This is a genomic window from Pseudomonas sp. SW-3 (assembly GCF_016615645.1).
GTDB lineage: Bacteria > Pseudomonadota > Gammaproteobacteria > Pseudomonadales > Pseudomonadaceae > Aquipseudomonas > Aquipseudomonas mandelii.
Window position 1 is genome coordinate 2,968,360 of the sequence record NZ_CP067098.1, and the last position, 20,247, is coordinate 2,988,606.

Below are 20,247 nucleotides of genomic sequence, written 5' to 3' on the forward strand. Positions count from 1 at the left end.
GGTCAACCATCGGTCATTTCAACGCCGGATCGCCCCCGTTCATTTTCTTCCAGCGTTGCAACAGCACCTGCGCCTTCGGTTCCTGCCCGTTATCCAGGTAGTACTGGATCAGCGACAACCGCGCATTGCGGTTGGCCGGTTGCACGTTCAACAACCGCTCCAGCTCTTCGCATGCCTCATCAACCTTGCCGCTGTCGTGCAACGCCACCGCCAGCACGTAGCCGTATTGGGCGTTCTGCGGTTCCAGTTGCGCGGCTTTGCGCAAGGCTGGCATGGCTTGCGCTGACTGGCCCGCACGCACCAGCGCCAAGCCCTGGGTGTGTTGCAGCAGGGCGTTGTCCGGGTGTTCTTTCAGGCTTTGTGCCAACAGCGTCTGCGCTTCCTGGCCGCGTCCATTGGCTTCCAGCCATTGCACCAGCGTGACCAGCGCCGGGTAGAAATCCGGATCACGCTTGAGGGCGGTGCGCAGCAGCGATTCGACTTCGTCGTTGCGCCCGCTGGCCTGGTAGAGCATCGCCAGGTTCAGGTTGGACTCGGCGCGCTCGGCCAGGCTTTTTTGCACCGCTTCGTATTCGGCAATGGCCGCGTTCCAGTTGGCCTGGGCGCTGCCCAATCCGTTACGCGCGACGCTCAGCAAGTCTCGGGCCGCGACGATCCGCACCGCCTTCACCGGATCGTCCAGCAACGGCGTCAGCAGCGGCGCACGCTCCGGTGGCGGCAGGAACGCACTGATTGCCCGCACTGCGCTTTCACGCACCTGCGGTGCAGGGTTGCTCAAGTCCTTGGTCGCGAGTTTCAAGGCCTGTTCGCTGGGGTATAGCGGCAGTTCTGCCAGCAAGGTGGCGCGCTGAATCGCCGGCAGGTTGCTGCGCTGCAACTGTTCGTACAAGGCTTGCGCGGCGCCGGGCTGGCCGTTGCGAATCAGCCACAGGCTTTCGTCGTAGCGTGGCGCCTGCGCCGTGGTGGCGGTGTTCCAGAGTTTGAATTGCTCAGTGACCTTGTCGCCGGCCTTGCCTTGGTGACAGGTCAGGCAGGCGTCCGGCGTGCCGAGTTTTTTTGCCCGCTCCGGGTTGGGAATGCTGAAGCTGTGGTCGTGCCGGAAGTCGTTGCCCATGTAGAACTTGCCGGGCATGTGGCAATCCACGCATTGGGAGCCAGGCTGGCCCGGGGTGTGGCGGGTGTGTTCGATGGAGTCGTAGTTCTTGGCTTGCAAACCCTTGCCATCGACGCCTGTCACCGAAGTCTTGCCGGCGGTGTTGTGGCATTGCAGGCAAACGCCGTTGCCCGGGGCCTTGAGTTCGGTGCTGTGGGGGTTGTGGCAGTTGCTGCAACGCACGCCCTTGTCGAGCATTTTGCTTTGGGCGAAGGAGCCGTGTTCGAACACTTCATCCTTGATCTTGCCGTCCAGCGCGTACAGCTCGCGGGTCAGGGGGCTCGGCAGGTAGTCGTCCATCAAACGCTTGCCAACGGTGTAGCCGTCGCCCAGCGGTGCGCGGCGCGAATGGCAGCGGGCACAGGTTTCGATTTCGACCGTGGCGTCCTTGTCCTTGAGGTCGACCGCAAAGCCGGCGTGGATCAGACCGCCTTTCTTCGCCGTCCATTCCAGGTGGTTGGATGCGGGCCCGTGGCATGCCTGACAACCGACACCGAGGCTGTTCCACTGGCTGTCGAAGGTGTTTTTGGCCGCGTCGAAATTGCGCTTGTAACCAGTGGTGTGGCATTCGACACACATGAAATTGGCGTTCTGGCTGGGCTTGCTCCAGTGCAGCGGGTTCTTGAAATTCACGCCCTGGCCCGGATAGAGGTGGAACCAGCGGTTTCTCTCGGTATCCCAAGCCACACCCAGCGCTTGCAAGCGACCTTCGCCGACCTCTATCAGGTATTGCTGCAACGGCGCGATGCCAAAGGTGTAGGCCACTTTGAAGTCGGCATTCTTGCCGTCAATCCCGGGCGTGTTGACCCAGAAACCGTCGTCCTTGCGCGAGAAACGGGTGGTTTCGTTTTGCGCCTTGAACGTGACGTTATTGAAATCGCCCAGCATCGTTTCGGCATTGGCCTCCTGCATCGCCAACTGGTGATGGGAGCCTTGCCAATCTTTCATCTGTTCGCTGTGGCAGCCCCGGCATTGTTGCTCATCGACCATCTTCGCCGGTGTCACGACGACGGGTTGCGCTTTGGCCGGCTGAACCGTCGGCGTACTGACGGGCACGGTATTGATCGGCGCTGGCGTGCTGTACAGCAGAAACCAGCCGATTGCCGCCACGGCCACCAGCAAGACGCCGATGGTTACGGGAAACAGGTAACGGTTAATCAATGTCGGTGGTGAATCAGGGGTTGGGGTTGCTGCTTTATTTTTATATTTCGGCATTGCAGCTTCCATAGTCCAGTGCATTTGCCGTCAGGCGTGCGTTGAGGCTTGATGCAGCTTTGCCGGAGGTTCTGTGTCTGTCAAATGGCGCTTGTGAGCCATTGCGCAGCGATAGATAAATAGTGTGCTTTTTGACAACAACACGCTGTGCGTTGGCTATAACTGTAATTCCCGTATGCAATACCGTTGTCGGCCTTCTGACAGGAGTTACAGCATGAAGCTTGCGTTAATGATGAGCACGTTGTGCATTGCCTCGATCGGGGTGGTGGGCTGTGCCAGCAAAGTCGTAGAGCCGGACCAGTATTCAGGTTTTCTCAAGGACTACAGTCAACTCAAGGAAGCCAAGTCACCCTCGGGCGCGACAGTGATGCGCTGGGTCGATCCCAAGCTCGACATCCGTCAATACACCAGCGTCTACATTGAGCCGACCCAGCTCTATCCGAAACCACAACCGACGGTGAAAATCCCCCAGGCGACCCTCAACGGCATCACCGGTTACTACGACCAGGCGCTGAAGCGCGAGGTGGGTAAATCCCTGCCATTGGCCGCAGGTCCTGGCCCGGGCGTGATGGTGGTACGTGCCGCGATTACGGCGGTAAGCAGCAAGACAGAAGGGCTGAAACCTTATGAAGTGATCCCGATTGCGCTGGTGGCCGCGGCGGTCAGCACGGCCAGCGGTATTCGTGATCAAGAGACCGATCTGGCCACCGAAGCGGTGTTCCTCGATGGCGGCAATAACCATGTGTTAGCCCAGGTCGTGCGCAAGGGCACCGGCAAGCCGCTGGAAAACGAGTCTCAGGTGATGAAGGCCGATGACGTGAAAGGCGTGATTGATGGTTGGGCGTCGGATTTGCATCAGTCTTTTCTAAAGCTTAAGTCCAAGTGATGCGTTGACGCTTGATGGTCGCTTCGCGGGCAAGCCTCGCTCCTACGGTATTGAGTCGTTAGTCAACTTTATGAACGACCTGATCCTGTAGGAGCAAGGCTTGCCCGCGCAGGCGGCCTCAAGAACAACACATCACTCAATACTCAGCACGTGCCAGCCGGTTGTAATGGCTGATCACCGAATCATATCCACGCGTCACCGCATAAAAATCATCACTCAATCGCTGTGGTTCAGCCTTGTTCTTCCAGTCCTTGTGCAGCGCATTCAAGGCATCCAGATACTTCTGAGTCGGCCTGGCGATGTGCGACCAGAGATAACTGGGTGCTTCGTTACGTTTTTGCGTTTCCTGCATATGGCGTTGGCCGAACTGCTGCAGGTAATCCCAGGCCAATTGCAGTTCAGCGATGGCTTTAGCCAGTGCCTGCGGCGTCAGGGTTCGATTGTTCACGCCCTCGGTTACAAGATTCAGCGTGTCCCTGGCCTGGATCATGTAGGCCAGCAAATACCAGTGAATGTCCTTGCCCAGGCGCGTTTCGATCAGTTTGAGTTGCTCGCGCCGCTGTTCAAGGTCCAGCGCTTCAACCTGCTGCCTCAGTACCGTTGACGCCGTGAGGTAGTCCTCGGCCCTGGGTCTGAATTGATCGGCAAAGGCGGGCTGCACCTCACTGATGGCGGTCGAAAAACGCGCCTGTCGGTAAAAGGTGATTTGCTGCGTAAAGGGCGTCACTTGCTGTAATGCCTGTGCGTAGGCATCGGCTTTCAACGCCAGTGTTGGGTCGTAGTCCAGCAACTTGAGTTTTTCGCTGATTTTCGGCGAACAGATATCCCTTTGAATGGCGGGTGCATCACGGGCACCGTTGTCGTCGAAATCATGCTGGTTGGTGATCCAGTCTCGCACCGGTTCCGCAGGTTGCTTCGGCGATTTGTACAGTGCGTAGGCCACCCGCCAATGCACGTCGACCCGGTTGATGCAATCGATCATCGGGCTCAGGGCATTGGCCTGTGCGGTGAGCGGAGCGTCGTGTTGATCCAGCCACAAATCGATGCGGGCGACGAATGTCGAAGAGCCGGCCAGCCCCATCAGGATCAGCATCACAAGGGTCGCCACCGGGAATAGCCATTTCGGGTTCATGGCTGTTTCTCCTGGCCGTACCACTGCTCAACAGTGGCCGGCACGTTGCATTCGCTGGCGGTGGCCGGCATCCGGCTGCACAAGCGTTCGGTCCACTGTTGCAGGCCCTGGTTGCGGTTGACCGTACTTTGGCTTGAGATCACTTTGAACACGCCGAGTACTAAAACCAGTACCAAAATGCCCGCGCCCATCAGGCTGCGCTTGAGCAAGGGGCTGGCGTGTTGCCAGGAAACGTGCGGTTTGACCTTCCGTCGGCGTATAAGTCCGACACTCATCAGTGTCGTGATGTAAACGATGCTGCCGACCACGCCATACACGTTGCCAATGCCCGCCGCCATCGCAATGCAGGGAATCAAGTCGCGCAGCACTCCAAACGGCAGGGGCATGAGCGAGGGCGAAAGGCGCACACTCAATCGATCGTCCAGCCACCAAAAGCGATGGGCAAAGTGCGCCGTCAGCCAGTTGAGTGCCCATCCGACGACCGCGAATATCACCGACCAGAACACCGTGACGCCGATCAATTCGCCCAGACGCGTGCCCAACGGCGCGAACTGAATAAAGGTGCCGACCAGACAGGCCAGGACAATACCCAGGTAAATCGGCCAGCTGTCATAGGTATGTTCCCAGTCACGCCAGAAGAACGGCGTACCGCCGGGCAGGTCTGCGCAGATGTCGGGGTGGTTGGCGTACAACGCAGAGCTCAGCTTTCGACAGTGCACCCAATCGTCTTCGCGCAAGCGTCGGGCCAGGGCTCGGCGCTGACTGAATGGGCCCGGCGCCAGCAGCAAGTGGGCGGCGCGATGCTCTGGCGTGGCAGCGGGTTCTGCGGCGAGGCGTTGTTGCCGGGCCAGAAATATCGGCGCTTCACGACGCTCCGCCAAGCGCTCGCGCTGTAGCGACAGTTCTACAATCAGTTCTTCGTCCAGTTCCAGGCGCTGCCAGAGACTGAACCAGTGAAAGGTTTCCATTGCCCATTCGAGCAGTGTTTCACAGGTCTCGAAGTGTTCGACGCAATGCCTGAGCACGGCGTCTTCCATCACATCGGCCGCGCCATGTTCGAGGGCGGCGGCATAACGTTGTTCGAGCTCGACACGGCTGACACCGTCCAGCGATCGCGTGACCCGTTGCAGCGTGTCGACTTCCACCACCGACAGCCCGCTCAGGTCCCACGGGGCATCGTTACCCGAGTCATCCTCGCGCAATTGCTCCCATTCCTTGATGCTCAGCGCTTGCTCATACGCCTCACGCAGACGCTGAAAGCCCTCTGGGTCTTCATCCGGGCGCGTCTGTTTGAGCAGGATTGCGTATTGGCGTTTGATACTGCGTGTATCGGCATCGGCCGGGAGGCCAAGGGTGGTCCAGCAACTCATTGCGTGTGCAACTCCATGAAACCCGGGACGCGTCCACTGGTGGCAATTTGATTTTGCGCACCCTACCTGTTTCCCGTCGAAAAGTCCTCGGGTCTTACCTTCAGTCACCGACAAACGTTTATTGCAGTCCGGCGTAACGCTTTTTTTATTGCACTTGCTCGGGAGCGGGCGCATCGAACGGATAGATCTGGCGCCATTCGGATGCCATATCCACAATCGTCCAGCCACGGGTTTTGGCTTCGTCCAGGGCCTTGTCCAGACGCCCGATCTGCGATTGACGGTCATAGGCCCATTCGCGCTTGGCGTCGGTGTGGTGCACCAACCCCATGAAGCGTTTGCCCGGCCCGGCGGCGGTCCACTGCAGCATTTGCAGGTCGCCATCGGAGTTGCCGAACGCGAGGATCGGCCGGCGCCCGATCACTGCGTCGATGCTTTCCGGTTTGCCCGGGCCGTCGTCGTTGTGGGCCAGTTTCGGGGTGCGCACGATCGAGGCCTTGCCGTCCTTGAACTGGAACGCGGTGACAAAGGTGGTGCCGATCACTTGCTCGGGTGGAATGCCGTAGACCTTCTCGGCAAAGGCGCGCATGAACGCGGTGTCGCCCCCGGAGACGATGTAGGTCTTGAAGTCCTGGCTGCGCAGGTAATCGAGCATTTCCAGCATCGGCTGGAAGATCATCTCGGTGTACGGCTTGCCGGTTTTCGGATGTTTGGCTTGGCTCAGCCAGGTCTTGGCGTAGTCATCGAAGGCGTCGGTGGTCATGCCGGTGTGGGTGGCGCCGAAGATCTTCAGGATGCCGTCCATACCGGTGGCAGCCAGGGCCTGGTGATCGTTTTCCAGCACGGCTTTGAAGGGCTGGGTGGTTTTCCATTCCGGGTGTTGCGGTGCGGTGCGCTTGACCTCTTCGAGGGCAAACAGCAACTCGAAATACATCGGCTGTTCGCTCCACAACGTGCCGTCATTGTCGAAGACGGCGATGCGGTCCTCGGGTTTGACGAAGTCCTTGCTGGATTGGTCGGTGACTGCCTGGACGAACTCGATGATGTTTTGCTTCGATGGTCCGTCGTTCCACGAGGGCAAGGGTTCGGCTGCCAGGGCCAGCAGCGGCATGCTCAAGACCAGCGCAAACAGCAGCCTCAGCCCATGGCGTCGGCGGGTCGACATCAGGTTTGTCATGGGAAGTCCTTCTCGTGAATAGGGTTGAGTGGGCGCAACGCGTCAGCTGCCGGGGGCGGGTGGTGACAGGTCTGACTATGCAGCGTAGCCAAGGATTTCTTCAGTTGGCGCAACGCCTGATCTTCGGTCGGTTGCCGGCTGTAACAGGCGCGCAACAGGTTTTGCAGGCGCGGGCCGAGGTTGCCCGGTTTCAGGCCCAGGCGGCTGCGTCTGCCCCAGAGGTACAGGGCGCTCAGTTGTGCCGGTTTGCCATCGATCTGCACCGGAGTTTTGCACCGGGTGTGTCGGTCGGGGTGCTCCTGCGGTTTATGGGGTGGGAATTCATGGTTTAGCCGGCACGGGGTTTAGCAGCGGCATTTTCCACTTCCCGCTGGCAACTTCGGGTTGTGGCAGGTAAAGGCGCAAGACCCCATAGAACGGGCCTTCCGGCGCAGGCAGCCAGTTGCTTCGCAGGTCCTTGGCCGGTGCATTGTTTTGCAGATAAAGGGTCAAGCCACCGTCGGTATCGAGCTTGAGATCGGGCAGCATCCGCGAATTGATCAGGTAGCGATTCAACGGGTTGGCCACCAGCAACTTGTTCTTGCTGTCGTACATCGTCAGCGACCAAAACGCATCGGCCGGGGGCAGGGCGCCTTTGTCGAAATGCAGGGTGTAATCGTGTTTCGAGGCGTCGAGCGGCTTGCCGTCCTTGTCGATGAAATAGCCGATGTAATTGGCCTCTTCGGCCGAGTTGCCGAAAATCCCCAGGTTGGCGCCAGCGTAGCGGTACAGGTAATTGCCCTTGAGGTGATCGCGAGTGCCGTAGAAATCGCCGCTGGTGACCTCGTGAGTATCGACTTTGTCTTTCTTGAATCGGGCGAATTCGGCCTTGGCATCACTGATACCGTCTTCCAGGGCCTGGCGTTGTTCTGCGGTGAAGTCGTGCAGGTTGAAAGGCTCGCCGGCCTCGATGCCGATGGTCTTGAAGCGCGCGAGCAAGTCCGATTCCGCGTCCTGCGCCGGGGCGAAGGCCAGCATGAAGTTAAGGTAGCGGAACAGATCAGGGGTATCGCTCATGGTCGGGGTGGGTTTGGGCCAGGCAATCTTCGGCGCGGCGGGTGGGGCCTTCTGCTTGACGTAGTGGCTCAGCGTTTCGACCTTGTAGCCTTTCTGAATCTTCTTGACCTGGGCCAGGTCCTTTTCATCGAACAGCTGCGTGCGATACAGGGCGTAGGCGATGTCGGTTTCGCTGCGCAACAGGCGATCCATTTTTACCGGTTGCTGACCCTGCCAGTTGGGGCCTGCGACCATGAAATGCCCGCCGTTGTTGCCCGTACTGCGGGTGCCCAGGTACGCAAAGTTTTGCGTGTAGGCGTCGATCAATTGCACGGAGTAGTAACGGTGCTCGTCGATGGGCGGCAAGGTCAGCACAGCGGGTTCGGCGCGCAGGTCCATCCACACAAAGGAGTAGGGTGTGTCGGCGTTGGGTGTGACGAACGCGGTGTCCTTGGCGGTGAACGCCTTCGCGGTGTTGCCGATCCGGTTGAACGGCGCCTTGAAGTTCGCGCTCTTTGTGTCAACCGCTTGGGAGTAGAGGGTTTTGTACATCTCCACCACCGGAAATCCGTACAGGTAGGCTTCCTTGGCGATGCCCCGGGCGTCTTCGGGAGTAGCAGTGAAGTCGGCCCATGCGCTGGTGCTCAGGGCGAGCGAGAGCGCGGTGAGCAACAGGCGGTTAGTCATAGTGAACCCTTGGGCGTCATTTCACCGCTGTGACGGCGTCGAGTACCGGACGGGATGGGGGGGCGATCGCCATAGAACCCGTGTAGAAACAAAGGATCGCTTCTTGGGCCGGCAGACTGTTTTCCAGCGCCGCCTTGCGGATTTGGGTATCGAGGTCCTGGGCACCGACGCCGCAACTGACGAACATGGTCATCAGGCTGTAGCCGGCCAAGCGAATTGCACAGTGCATACGAGACTCCTATTTACCGAAAGGCAGTTGTGTCGCGGTTGCCACTGCTGCGTAATCTCTTTCCTATCAAGCCTGTATGACATGTTTGTTGAAGTTAGCAGCTAACGTCGGATTCGCCAGCCGGACGGGGGCTTTGGATGTTTGTTCAGGTTTTCGGTATTTTTTGTGCATTGAAATTGAATGCAAACCTGAGGCTTGGGTGATGTGGCAGAAAAGCCATCGCGGGCAAGCCTGGCACCTGCAAGAGAGCGCGGTGTGGTGATCGACTTGCCCGAGAAAGGTGTTGATGAGGTGGCGCTGGACGCTTAACCCCCTGCAATGTTCAGCGCTTTTTCATCTGCTCGCGTATCCGTTCTTCCTGCTCGCGCAGTTGCGGAGTGAATTCCTCGCCAAAATCTTCTGCCCCGTAGATCGGGCGTATCTCGATCTCGGCCTCAGTGCCCGGCATCGGATTGGGGCAGCGTTTGACCCACTCGATCGCTTCCTCTTTCGACTTGACCTCCCAAATCCAGTAACCGGCAATCAACTCCTTGGTTTCAGCGAACGGGCCGTCGATGACCGTGCGTTTTTCGCCGGAGAAACGCACACGGGCGCCTTTGCTGCTCGGTTGCAGGCCGTCGCAGTCGATGAGGATGCCGGCTTTGGTCAGTTCCTCGTTGTAATTGCCCATCGCTGTCATCAATTCCTCGGTGGGCAGCACACCGGCCTCGGAGTCCGGGCTGGCTTTCACAATGATCATGAATCGCATGGTTTTATCTCCGCTGGAGGGTGGGTGATTCACTGTCTAGTCGAATGGGCGTGAGCCGAATCGACAGGCAATGTGTGAAATGTAGAGGCGGTGGCTGCCTTTCATCTTGAACGCCGGGTGAAGGCGGGAGAGGGCGGTACGCTGTACACCGGCTGCGCGAACTGTTCGGCTGTCGGTGGTGCGTTGATATGCGCCGGATTTTCGAGACACGGCACCAAAATGTGCTGCGGTTGCTGAGACAGTGGGCACGCATCCGACCCTGTGGGAGCGAGCCTGCTCGCGAAAGCGGTGTACCAATCGACATCCATTTTGAATGTTCGTCTGCTATCGCGAGCAGGCTCGCTCCTACAGGTTTCTGTGTCGTTTGGAAGAGTTGTATCCAGTTTAGGGGGCGACACTTCACAATTTGTATCCGGGCATAGGTCGTCGGGCCATTTCGTGGTTAACTTCGGCCTCTTCAAAATTCTCCACAACAACGTCAGAAGGACTCCGTTCATGGCTCAAGTCACTCTTAAAGGCTCCCCGGTTCAAGTCAACGGCCAACTGCCACAAGCCGGTTCCAAGGCGCCAGCCTTTTCCCTGGTTGCCGGCAATCTGTCCGACGTGACCCTGGCGAACTTCGCCGGCAAGCGCAAAGTGCTGAACATCTTCCCAAGCGTCGACACCCCGACCTGCGCCACTTCGGTACGCAAGTTCAACGCCCAGGCCAACGACATCGCCAACACCGTGGTGCTGTGCATCTCCGCTGACCTGCCGTTCGCTCAAGCTCGCTTCTGCGGCGCCGAAGGCCTGGAAAACGTACAGAACCTGTCGACCCTGCGCGGTGCCGAGTTCATCGAGAACTACGGCGTGGCCATCGCTGACGGCCCGCTCAAAGGCCTGACCGCCCGTGCCGTCGTGGTACTGGACGAAAACGACAACGTTCTGCACAGCGAACTGGTCAAGGAAATTGCTGAAGAACCGAACTACGAAGCGGCACTCGCCGTTCTGAAATAAGGTTACTTTTACAATTGTTAACGGCCTGAGGGGGCGTTCTCAGTTAATTTCCCCGCCGCGTTGTCGCCTTAAAGCGGGCCAGGCAAGGCGCAGGCCGCTGGGAATGGTTGTTCCCTTTCCAAGGCCTGCAACGCAGGCTGGCCCGCTTTAAGGCACAACCCGAAGGGCCGGGCCTGCTGTTGTGCAGGGCTGCGTTGCTCGAAGCTTATTTGGAATGACCAAACCACGCTTCTCGCGCCTAGCTCTGCACAACAGCAGACCCGGCGCGGCGGGGTAATCAGCTGAGAACGCCCCCTCTGTCCAGGCCGTTTTCATTTGTGCTTCAGTGTCTTAGATAAATCTCCTGTTACGTAAGCCGAAGGTAAATTGCCGGTAAAGGCGCTTTGCTTAATGCCCACCAGTGCTTATCGTTCAGCCTCCTGTAGAAAGAAGCTCACGCGCCCAATGGTTGATCATTCCATGCAATCCTCCGCTTCCCGTAATCCTCGTCGCTGGCTGCTCGGCCTGCTTGTCCTGTTGGTCATCGCGGGCCTGTGCTGGAAATTCTGGCCCGCCGGCACTGCCAATAAGGACGGAGCTGCGCCGAAAGCCGTGGCCGGCCACACAGGCAAGTCGGGGGGGATGCGTCCTGGCTTCGGCGGGGCGACCGGACCGATCCCGGTGCGCGTGGCGCCGGCGGTCAAGGGTGATTTTCCGCTGTACTACAAGGCACTGGGCACCGTTACCGCACTGAACACCATCAATGTGCGTAGTCGGGTTGGCGGCGAACTGATGAAGATTTCCTTCGAAGAAGGGCAGATGGTCAAGGCCGGCGACCTGCTGGCTGAAATCGATCCGCGCCCTTACCAGAACGCCTTGCTCCAGGCCGAAGGCACGCTGCTGCAGAACCAGGCACAACTGAAAAACGCGCAGGTCGACGTCGAGCGTTATCGCGGCCTGTTCAAGGAAGACAGCATCGCCAAGCAAACCCTGGACACCGCCGAAGCACTGGTCGCCCAGTACCAGGGCACGGTCAAGACCAATCAGGCGGCGGTCAACGACGCCAAGCTCAATCTCGAATTCACCAGGATCCGCGCCCCGATTACCGGGCGCGTGGGTCTGCGGCAGCTGGACGTCGGCAACCTGGTGGCGGCCAACGACACCACGGCGCTGGCGATCATCACCCAGACCCAGCCGATCAGCGTCGCCTTCACCTTGCCGGAAAACAGCCTCGACATCGTCCTGGCACGCTACCGCACCGGCGCCAAATTGCCGGCCGAAGCCTGGGACCGTGGTGACACCAAGTTGCAGGCCACCGGTGTGTTGCAGAGCCTGGACAACCAGATCGACGTGACCACCGGCACCCTGAAATTCAAGGCACGCTACGAGAACCGTGATCAGGCGCTGTTCCCCAATCAGTTCGTCAACGTCCACCTGCTGGCCGACACCTTGAAAGACGTGGTGCTCGCGCCATCGGCGGCGATTCAGTTCGGCACTAACGGCACCTTCGTCTACGCCTTGGACGGTGACAAGAAAGTCGCGATCCGCCAGTTGAAAGTCGGTGCCAGTGACGGTGAAAACACGGTGATTACCGAAGGCCTGGCGCCTGGGGACCGTGTGGTCCTCGAAGGCACCGACCGCCTGAAGGAAGGCAGCGAAGTGGAGGTGGTCAACGACACCAAGGACGTGCCGACCACCCCGACCGGGCACCTGCAAGGCAAGTCGGCAGCCAGCTCGGCTGAGCCGGCGACCACCGACAAGGCGAAAAAGGGCGGCGCATGAACATCTCGCGGCTGTTCATCCTTCGCCCGGTCGCCACCACGCTGAGCATGCTGGCCATTATCCTGGCGGGCGTGATTGCTTATCGGCTGCTGCCGGTGTCGGCATTGCCTCAGGTGGATTACCCGACCATCCGCGTCATGACGCTGTATCCCGGCGCCAGCCCGGATGTCATGACCAGCGCCGTGACCGCGCCGCTGGAGCGTCAGTTCGGGCAGATGCCCGGCCTGACTCAGATGGCGTCGACCAGTTCCGGTGGCGCGTCGGTGCTGACCCTGCGTTTCAGCCTCGACATCAACATGGACGTCGCCGAACAGCAGGTGCAGGCCGCGATCAACGCTGCGACCAATCTGCTGCCCAAGGACCTGCCGGCACCGCCGGTGTACAACAAGGTCAACCCGGCGGACACCCCGGTGCTGACCCTGGCCATCACCTCCAAAACCATGCTGTTGCCCAAGCTTAACGACTTGGTCGATACGCGCATGGCGCAGAAAATCGCCCAGATCAGCGGCGTCGGCATGGTCAGCATTGCCGGCGGCCAGCGCCAGGCGGTGCGGATCAAGGTCAACCCGGAGGCGTTGGCGGCCAACGGCTTGAACCTGTCGGATGTGCGCACCCTGATCGGCGCGTCCAACGTCAACCAGCCCAAGGGCAACTTCGACGGCCCGACCCGGGTCTCGATGCTCGATGCCAACGACCAACTGACCTCGCCGAAGGACTATGCCAACCTGATTTTGGCCTACGCCAACGGCGCGCCGCTGCGCCTCAAGGACGTGGCCGAGATTGTCGACGGCGCCGAGAACGAACGCCTGGCGGCGTGGGCCAATGAAAACCAGGCGGTGTTGCTGAACATTCAGCGTCAGCCCGGCGCGAACGTTATCGAGGTGGTCGACCGTATCAAGGCCTTGCTGCCGAGCATCACCGACAACCTGCCGGCCGGCCTCGACGTCACGGTCCTCACCGACCGCACCCAGACCATCCGCGCCTCCGTCACCGACGTGCAGCACGAATTGCTGATCGCCATCGCGCTGGTGGTCATGGTCACGTTTCTGTTCCTGCGCCGCTTCAGCGCCACGATCATTCCGTCGGTGGCCGTACCGCTGTCGTTGATCGGCACATTCGGCGTGATGTACCTCGCCGGTTTCTCGGTCAACAACCTGACCTTGATGGCCCTGACCATCGCCACCGGTTTCGTGGTGGACGATGCGATCGTGATGCTGGAGAACATTTCCCGGTTTATCGAAGAAGGGGACAGTCCCCTTAATGCGGCGCTGAAGGGCGCCAAGCAGATCGGCTTTACCCTGATTTCCCTGACCCTGTCTTTGATCGCGGTACTGATCCCGCTGTTGTTCATGGCGGACGTGGTGGGGCGCTTGTTCCGCGAATTCGCCATCACCTTGGCGGTGGCGATCCTGATTTCCCTGGTCGTGTCGCTGACCCTGACGCCGATGATGTGCGCACGGTTGTTGAAACGTGAACCCAAGGAAGAAGAGCAGGGCCGTTTCTACCGGGCCAGCGGCGCGACAATTGATTGGATGATCGCGGCTTACGGCCGCAAGTTAAAGTGGGTTCTCAAGCATCAACCGCTGACGCTGATGGTAGCCATCGGCACCCTGGCGCTGACCGTGTTCCTGTATTTGATCGTGCCCAAGGGCTTTTTCCCGGTGCAGGACACGGGCGTTATCCAGGGCATTTCCGAGGCGCCGCAGTCGATTTCCTTTGCGGCGATGAGCGAGCGGCAGCAGGAACTGGCCAAGGTGATCCTGGCCGATCCGGCGGTGGAGAGCCTGTCGTCCTACATCGGTGTCGACGGCGACAACTCGACGCTCAACAGCGGTCGCCTGCTGATCAACCTCAAGTCCCACAGCAACCGCGACCTGAGCGCCACCGAAGTGATCGCCCGTCTGCAACCGGAACTGGACAAGCTGGTCGGCATTCGCCTGTTCATGCAGCCCGTGCAGGACTTGACCATTGAAGACCGTGTCAGCCGCACGCAATACCAGTTCAGCATGTCTTCGCCAGATTCCGAGTTGCTCAGCCTGTGGAGCGGTCGCCTGGTGGACGCACTGACGCAACGCCCGGAGTTGACCGACGTCGCCAGCGACTTGCAGGACAAGGGCTTGCAGGTCTATCTGGTGATTGACCGCGATGCAGCGTCGCGGGTCGGCGTATCGGTGTCGAACATCACCGATGCGCTGTACGACGCCTTCGGCCAGCGGCAGATTTCCACCATTTACACCCAGGCCAGCCAGTACCGCGTGGTGCTGCAATCGCAGTCCGGCGAGAAGATCGGCCCGGATGCGCTGAACCAGATTCACGTCAAGACCACCGACGGCGGGCAAGTGCGCCTGTCCAGCCTGGCGCGCATCGAGGAGCGTCAGGCGCAACTGGCGATCACTCACATCGGCCAATTCCCGGCCGTGATGATGTCCTTCAATCTCGCACCCGGCGTGGCGCTGGGGCACGCGGTGGAAATCATCGAACAAGTGCAGAAAGACATCGGCATGCCGATTGGCGTGCAGACCCAGTTCCAGGGCGCCGCCGAGGCATTCCAGGCATCGTTGTCGAGCACCTTGCTGCTGATTCTGGCGGCGGTGGTGACCATGTACATCGTGCTCGGCGTGCTCTACGAGAGCTACATCCACCCGATCACCATTCTCTCGACCTTGCCCTCGGCGGCGGTCGGCGCCTTGCTGGCGTTGTTGTTGAGCGGCAATGACCTGGGCATGATCGCGATCATCGGCATCATTTTGCTGATCGGCATCGTGAAAAAGAACGCGATCATGATGATCGACTTCGCCCTCGACGCCGAGCGCAATCAGGGCATGGACCCGGAAACCGCGATTTATCAAGCGGCGCTGCTGCGTTTCAGGCCCATCCTGATGACTACCCTGGCGGCATTGTTTGGTGCGGTGCCGTTGATGCTGGCCACCGGTTCCGGCGCTGAATTGCGCCAGCCGTTGGGCCTGGTGATGGTTGGCGGTTTGCTGCTGAGTCAGGTGCTGACGTTGTTCACCACGCCGGTGATCTACCTGTATTTCGACCGTCTCGGTCGGCGCTGGGGTCGCAAGTCTGAAGCCGCGGAAGCGGTAGAGCAGCCATGAACCTGTCCGGACCTTTCATCAAGCGGCCGGTCGCGACCATGCTGCTGAGCCTGGCGATCATGCTGCTGGGCGGCGTGAGCTTCGGCCTGTTGCCGGTGTCGCCGTTGCCGCAGATGGATTTCCCGGTGATCGTGGTCCAGGCCAGCTTGCCCGGCGCCAGCCCTGAGGTTATGGCCTCGACCGTGGCCACGCCGCTGGAACGCTCCTTCGGCGCCATCGCCGGCGTCAACACCATGAGCAGCCGCTCCAGCCAGGGCTCGACCCGGGTGATTTTGCAGTTCGACCTCGACCGCGACATCAACGGTGCGGCCCGGGAAGTGCAAGCGGCCATCAACGCCTCGCGCAACCTGCTGCCGAGCGGGATGCGCAGCATGCCGACCTACAAGAAGGTCAACCCGTCCCAGGCGCCGATCATGGTGCTGTCGCTGACCTCCGACGTGCTGGAAAAAGGCCAGCTCTATGATTTGGCCTCGACGATCCTGTCCCAGAGCCTGTCCCAGGTGCAGGGCGTCGGTGAGGTGCAGATCGGCGGCAGCTCCCTGCCGGCGGTGCGCATCGAACTCGAACCCCAGGCGCTCAACCAGTACGGCGTGGCCCTGGACGATGTGCGCAACACCATCGCCAATGCCAACGTGCGCCGGCCCAAGGGCTCGGTCGAAGACGGCCAGCGGCTGTGGCAGGTGCAGGCCAACGATCAACTGGAAAAGGCCAAGGATTACGAATCGCTGATCATCCACTACGCCGACGGCGCGGCATTGCGCCTGAAAGACGTGGCCAAGGTCAGCGATGGCGTCGAGGACCGTTACAACAGCGGCTTCTTCAACAATGACGCGGCGGTGCTGCTGGTGATCAACCGCCAGGCCGGTGCGAACATCATCGAGACGGTCAACGAAATCAAGGCTCAGCTGCCGGCGTTGCAGGCGGTGCTGCCGGCCAGCGTCAAGCTGAACCTGGCGATGGACCGCTCGCCGGTGATCAAGGCGACGTTGCACGAAGCGGAAATGACCCTGCTGATCGCCGTGGCGCTGGTGATTCTGGTGGTGTTCCTGTTCCTCGGTAACTTCCGCGCCTCGCTGATTCCGACCCTGGCGGTGCCGGTGTCGCTGGTCGGCACGTTTGCGGTGATGTACCTGTACGGGTTCTCCCTGAACAACCTGTCGCTGATGGCGCTGATCCTGGCCACCGGGCTGGTGGTGGACGACGCCATCGTGGTGTTGGAGAACATTTCCCGGCACATCGATGAAGGTGTGCCGCCGATGAAGGCCGCCTACCTCGGCGCTGAGGAAGTCGGCTTCACGTTACTGTCGATGAACGTCTCGCTGGTGGCGGTGTTCCTGTCGATCCTGTTCATGGGCGGGATTGTCGAAAGCCTGTTCCGCGAGTTTTCCATCACCTTGGCAGCGTCCATCGTGGTCTCGCTGGTGGTCTCGCTGACGCTGACGCCGATGCTCTGCGCCCGTTGGCTCAAGCCGCACACGCCGGGGCAGGAAAACCGTTTGCAGCGCTGGAGCCAGCGGGCCAACGAGTGGATGGTCGGCAAATACGCCACCAGCCTCGACTGGGTGCTGCGTCACCGCCGGCTGACCTTGCTCAGCCTGATCGTGACAGTCGGCGTTAACATTGCGTTGTATGTCGTTGTTCCTAAAACGTTTATGCCGCAACAAGACACCGGCCAGCTCATCGGTTTTGTGCGCGGCGACGACGGTCTGTCGTTCAGCGTCATGCAGCCGAAAATGGAAACGTTCCGCCGTGCCGTGCTCAAGGACGATGCGGTGCAAAGCGTCGCCGGGTTCATCGGCGGCACCAACGGCACCAACAACGCCTTTATGCTGGTGCGCTTGAAGCCGATCAAGGAACGCAACATTTCCGCGCAGAAAGTCATCGAGCGCCTGCGCAAGGAAATGCCCAAGGTCCCTGGTGCGCAGTTGATGCTGATGGCGGACCAGGACTTGCAGTTCGGCGGGGGGCGTGAACAGACCACTGCGCAGTATTCCTACATCTTGCAAAGCGGTGATCTGGGCGCATTGCGCCAGTGGTACCCGAAAGTCGTCGCCGCTTTGAAAGCGTTGCCAGAGTTGACGGCGATCGATGCCCGTGAAGGTCGGGGCGCCCAGCAAGTAACGCTGATCGTCGACCGCGATCAGGCGAAACGCTTGGGGGTCGACATGGACATGGTCACCTCGGTGTTGAACAACGCCTACAGCCAGCGGCAGATCTCGACGATTTACGACAGCCTCAACCAATACCAGGTGGTGATGGAGGTCAATCCGAAATACGCCCAGGACCCGATCACGCTCAAGCAGGTGCAAGTGATCACCGCCGACGGTGCGAGAATTCCGCTGTCGACCATCGCGCACTATGAAAACAGTCTGGAAGATGACCGGGTCAGCCATGAAGGCCAGTTCGCCTCCGAAAGCATTGCCTTCGACATGGCGGAAGGCGTCACGGTGGAGCAGGGCAGCGCCGCCATCGAGCGCGCAGTTGCCAAGGTGGGCCTGCCGGAAGATGTCATTGCGAAAATGGCCGGCACCGCCGATGCCTTCGCCGCCACCCAGAAGAGCCAGCCGTGGATGATTCTCGGCGCGCTGGTGGCGGTCTATCTGGTGCTGGGCGTGCTGTATGAAAGCTACATTCATCCGCTGACGATTTTGTCGACATTGCCGTCGGCCGGGGTTGGCGCGTTGCTGTCGATCTACGCGCTGGGCGGCGAGTTCAGCCTGATTTCGTTGCTCGGGCTGTTCCTGCTGATCGGCGTGGTCAAGAAAAACGCCATCCTGATGATCGACCTCGCGCTGCAACTGGAGCGCCAGCAGGGCCTGGCGCCGCTGGAGTCGATTCGCAGTGCCTGTCTGCAACGTCTGCGGCCGATTCTGATGACCACCCTGGCGGCGATCCTCGGCGCGTTGCCGTTGCTGTTGGGCCGTGCCGAAGGCGCGGAAATGCGTCAGCCGCTGGGCCTGACCATCATCGGCGGGCTGATTTTCAGCCAGGTGCTGACCCTTTACACCACCCCGGTGGTTTACCTCTATCTCGACAAACTGCGCCATCGCTTCAACAAATGGCGTGGCGTGCGTACCGATGCTGCTCTGGAAACTCCGCTATGACTGACCGTTCGCTTATCAATCTGGCCACGCCACTGGCAGCCGCCCGAGGCTCGCGTTTGTTGAGCCTGGCGCTGTGCGTGGCGATGCTCAGCGCTTGCGCTGTCGGCCCGGACTACCAGCGCCCGCCAGCCGCCGCGCCGGTGCAATACAAGGAAGCCGCCGGCTGGCGTCAGGCCAGCCCGAGTGATTCACTGGCCCGTGGTGCCTGGTGGGAGTTGTATGGCGATCAGCAGCTCAACGGCCTGATCGAAAAACTCAACCGCTCCAACCAGACTGTCGCCCAGTCTGAAGCCCAGTACCGTCAGGCCCAAGCCTTGGTGCGCAGTGCCCGGGGCGCGTTTTTTCCGACGGTGGACCTTACAGTCGGGAAAAATCGTTCCAGCCAGGGTACCGGCAGCAGCAGTTCGAGTTTGACCAGTTCCTCCAGCGGGATTCGCGACACCTACACCGCGCAGGCCGGGGTCAGTTGGGAGGCGGATATCTGGGGCAAATTGCGTCGGGGCCTGGAAGCCGACACCGCCAACGCCGAAGCCAGCTTCGCCGACCTGGCGGCGATGCGCCTGAGCCAGCAATCGGAGCTGGTGCAGAACTACCTGCAATTGCGGGTGATCGACGAACAGAAACGCCTGTTGGAAGCGACCGTCGAGGCCTATCAGCGCTCGCTGAAAATGACCGAAAACCAGTACCGCGCCGGTGTCTCCGGCAAGGACGCGGTGGCCCAGGCGCAGACCCAGCTTAAAAGCACCCAGGCGGACATGGTCGATCTGATCTGGCAGCGTGCCCAGTTCGAGAACGCCATCGCGGTGCTGATCGGGCTACCACCCGCCGAGTTCAGCCTGGCCGAAACCAAGACCATCCCGGCATTGCCTGAAGTGCCGCTGGGCCTGCCGTCGCAGCTGCTCGAACGTCGCCCGGACATCGCTTCCGCCGAGCGTTCGGTGATGGCGGCCAACGCCAACATCGGCGTGGCCAAGGCCGCCTACTACCCGGACCTGACCCTGAGCCTGAACGGCGGTTACAGCAGCAGCACCTATGCCAACTGGATCAGCGTGCCGAACCGCTTCTGGTCGGTAGGGCCGCAACTGGCCATGACCCTGTTTGATGGCGGCCAGCGTTCGGCCGAGGTCGATCGCAGTGAAGCGGCCTACGACGAAACCGTCGCCAAGTACCGCCAGACCGTGCTCGATGGTTTCCGCGAGGTGGAAAACTATCTGGTTCAGCTTAAGGTGCTGGAAGACGAAGCCGGCGTGCGCCAGGAAGCACTGGATGCTGCGCGTGAATCCCTGCGGTTGACGCGAAATCAATACAAGGCCGGATTGATTGCTTACCTGGACGTGGTAGTCATCCAGGCCACGGCGTTGAATAACGAACGTAACGTGTTGAGTCTGTTACAGAGCCGCTTGATCGCCAGTGTGCAGTTGATCGCAGCGCTGGGCGGTGGTTGGGACGGGGCGCTTCAAGTCAGCGAGAACAAATAGCCCTGACACCCAACCCCTTTGTTGATCGTTCCCACGCAGAGCCTGGGAACGATCAACTTGAGCCTTTGGGGCGATCAAACAAGCGTTTCATCGGGTTGATGGCCATTTGATTACTTTGTCAGTGCGTTCTTTTGCGCAATCAGTACAATCGCCCGATTTGCCCTGCCGAGAACGGAAG

The 20,247-nt window shown here is 60.3% G+C and carries 13 protein-coding genes and 1 pseudogene; 6 read left to right on the top strand and 8 right to left on the bottom strand.

The genetic code is table 11. The features are described 5' to 3' along the window. Window positions 1-13: 13 nt before the first annotated feature. Entirely contained in the window at window positions 14-2,368 is a 2,355-nt protein-coding gene (locus tag JIO00_RS13380) for a tetratricopeptide repeat protein (RefSeq protein ID WP_200668451.1), read from the bottom strand. Window positions 2,369-2,582: 214 nt separating this feature from the next. Here JIO00_RS13380 and JIO00_RS13385 point away from each other — a divergent pair, with 214 nt between their 5' ends. After that, window positions 2,583-3,254: a DUF3313 domain-containing protein gene (locus JIO00_RS13385; RefSeq protein WP_010459901.1), complete on the top strand. Its 672-nt coding sequence runs from the start codon at window positions 2,583-2,585 to the stop codon at window positions 3,252-3,254. 136 nt (window positions 3,255-3,390) lie between these two features. Here the strand turns inward: JIO00_RS13385 and JIO00_RS13390 are convergent, their stop codons facing one another. The 7 genes and pseudogenes from JIO00_RS13390 to JIO00_RS13420 all read right to left on the bottom strand — a co-directional run bounded on the left by JIO00_RS13390 (window position 3,391) and on the right by JIO00_RS13420 (window position 9,629). Beyond that, entirely contained in the window at window positions 3,391-4,386 is a 996-nt protein-coding gene (locus JIO00_RS13390) for a DUF3829 domain-containing protein (RefSeq protein ID WP_200668453.1), read from the bottom strand. Then, a complete protein-coding gene (locus tag JIO00_RS13395) occupies window positions 4,383-5,756 on the bottom strand; it encodes a J domain-containing protein (RefSeq protein WP_200668454.1) in 1,374 nt (457 codons plus the stop codon). The genes JIO00_RS13390 and JIO00_RS13395 overlap by 4 nt, the downstream gene beginning before the upstream one ends. Window positions 5,757-5,901: 145 nt before the next feature. Next, a complete protein-coding gene (locus tag JIO00_RS13400; RefSeq protein ID WP_200668455.1) occupies window positions 5,902-6,930 on the bottom strand; it encodes an HAD family hydrolase in 1,029 nt (342 codons plus the stop codon). Then, window positions 6,927-7,196, bottom strand: a pseudogene (locus tag JIO00_RS13405) (hypothetical protein); the annotation flags it as partial. The pseudogene JIO00_RS13405 and the gene JIO00_RS13400, both read right to left, overlap by 4 nt. 55 nt (window positions 7,197-7,251) lie before the next feature. Beyond that, on the bottom strand, window positions 7,252-8,652 hold the full coding sequence (locus JIO00_RS13410) for a DUF1254 domain-containing protein (protein WP_200668456.1): 1,401 nt from the start codon (window positions 8,650-8,652) through the stop codon (window positions 7,252-7,254). Between the two features lie 16 nt (window positions 8,653-8,668). Further along, window positions 8,669-8,881: a hypothetical protein gene (locus JIO00_RS13415; protein WP_145307337.1), complete on the bottom strand. Its 213-nt coding sequence runs from the start codon at window positions 8,879-8,881 to the stop codon at window positions 8,669-8,671. Window positions 8,882-9,203: 322 nt separating this feature from the next. Then, the gene (locus JIO00_RS13420; RefSeq protein ID WP_010459909.1) at window positions 9,204-9,629 is read right to left on the bottom strand and encodes a YciI family protein; all 426 of its coding nucleotides are present in this window, start codon (window positions 9,627-9,629) and stop codon (window positions 9,204-9,206) included. Window positions 9,630-10,124: 495 nt separating this feature from the next. Between JIO00_RS13420 and tpx the strand changes: the two genes are divergently transcribed. The 5 genes from tpx to JIO00_RS13445 all read left to right on the top strand — a co-directional run bounded on the left by tpx (window position 10,125) and on the right by JIO00_RS13445 (window position 20,069). Further along, window positions 10,125-10,625 (top strand): thiol peroxidase, encoded by a 501-nt coding sequence (gene tpx, locus JIO00_RS13425; RefSeq protein ID WP_010459910.1) that lies wholly within the window; start codon window positions 10,125-10,127, stop codon window positions 10,623-10,625. 444 nt (window positions 10,626-11,069) lie between these two features. Continuing rightward, window positions 11,070-12,386: an MdtA/MuxA family multidrug efflux RND transporter periplasmic adaptor subunit gene (locus JIO00_RS13430; RefSeq protein ID WP_145307333.1), complete on the top strand. Its 1,317-nt coding sequence runs from the start codon at window positions 11,070-11,072 to the stop codon at window positions 12,384-12,386. Further along, entirely contained in the window at window positions 12,383-15,487 is a 3,105-nt protein-coding gene (locus JIO00_RS13435; RefSeq protein ID WP_010459912.1) for an MdtB/MuxB family multidrug efflux RND transporter permease subunit, read from the top strand. Before JIO00_RS13430 ends, JIO00_RS13435 begins: the two co-directional genes overlap by 4 nt. Next, the gene (locus tag JIO00_RS13440) at window positions 15,484-18,591 is read left to right on the top strand and encodes an efflux RND transporter permease subunit (RefSeq protein WP_010459913.1); all 3,108 of its coding nucleotides are present in this window, start codon (window positions 15,484-15,486) and stop codon (window positions 18,589-18,591) included. The genes JIO00_RS13435 and JIO00_RS13440 overlap by 4 nt, the downstream gene beginning before the upstream one ends. Next, complete coding sequence (locus JIO00_RS13445; protein ID WP_010459914.1) at window positions 18,588-20,069, top strand: efflux transporter outer membrane subunit; 1,482 nt, start codon at window positions 18,588-18,590, stop codon at window positions 20,067-20,069. Before JIO00_RS13440 ends, JIO00_RS13445 begins: the two co-directional genes overlap by 4 nt. The last annotated feature ends 178 nt before the right edge of the window (window positions 20,070-20,247 follow it).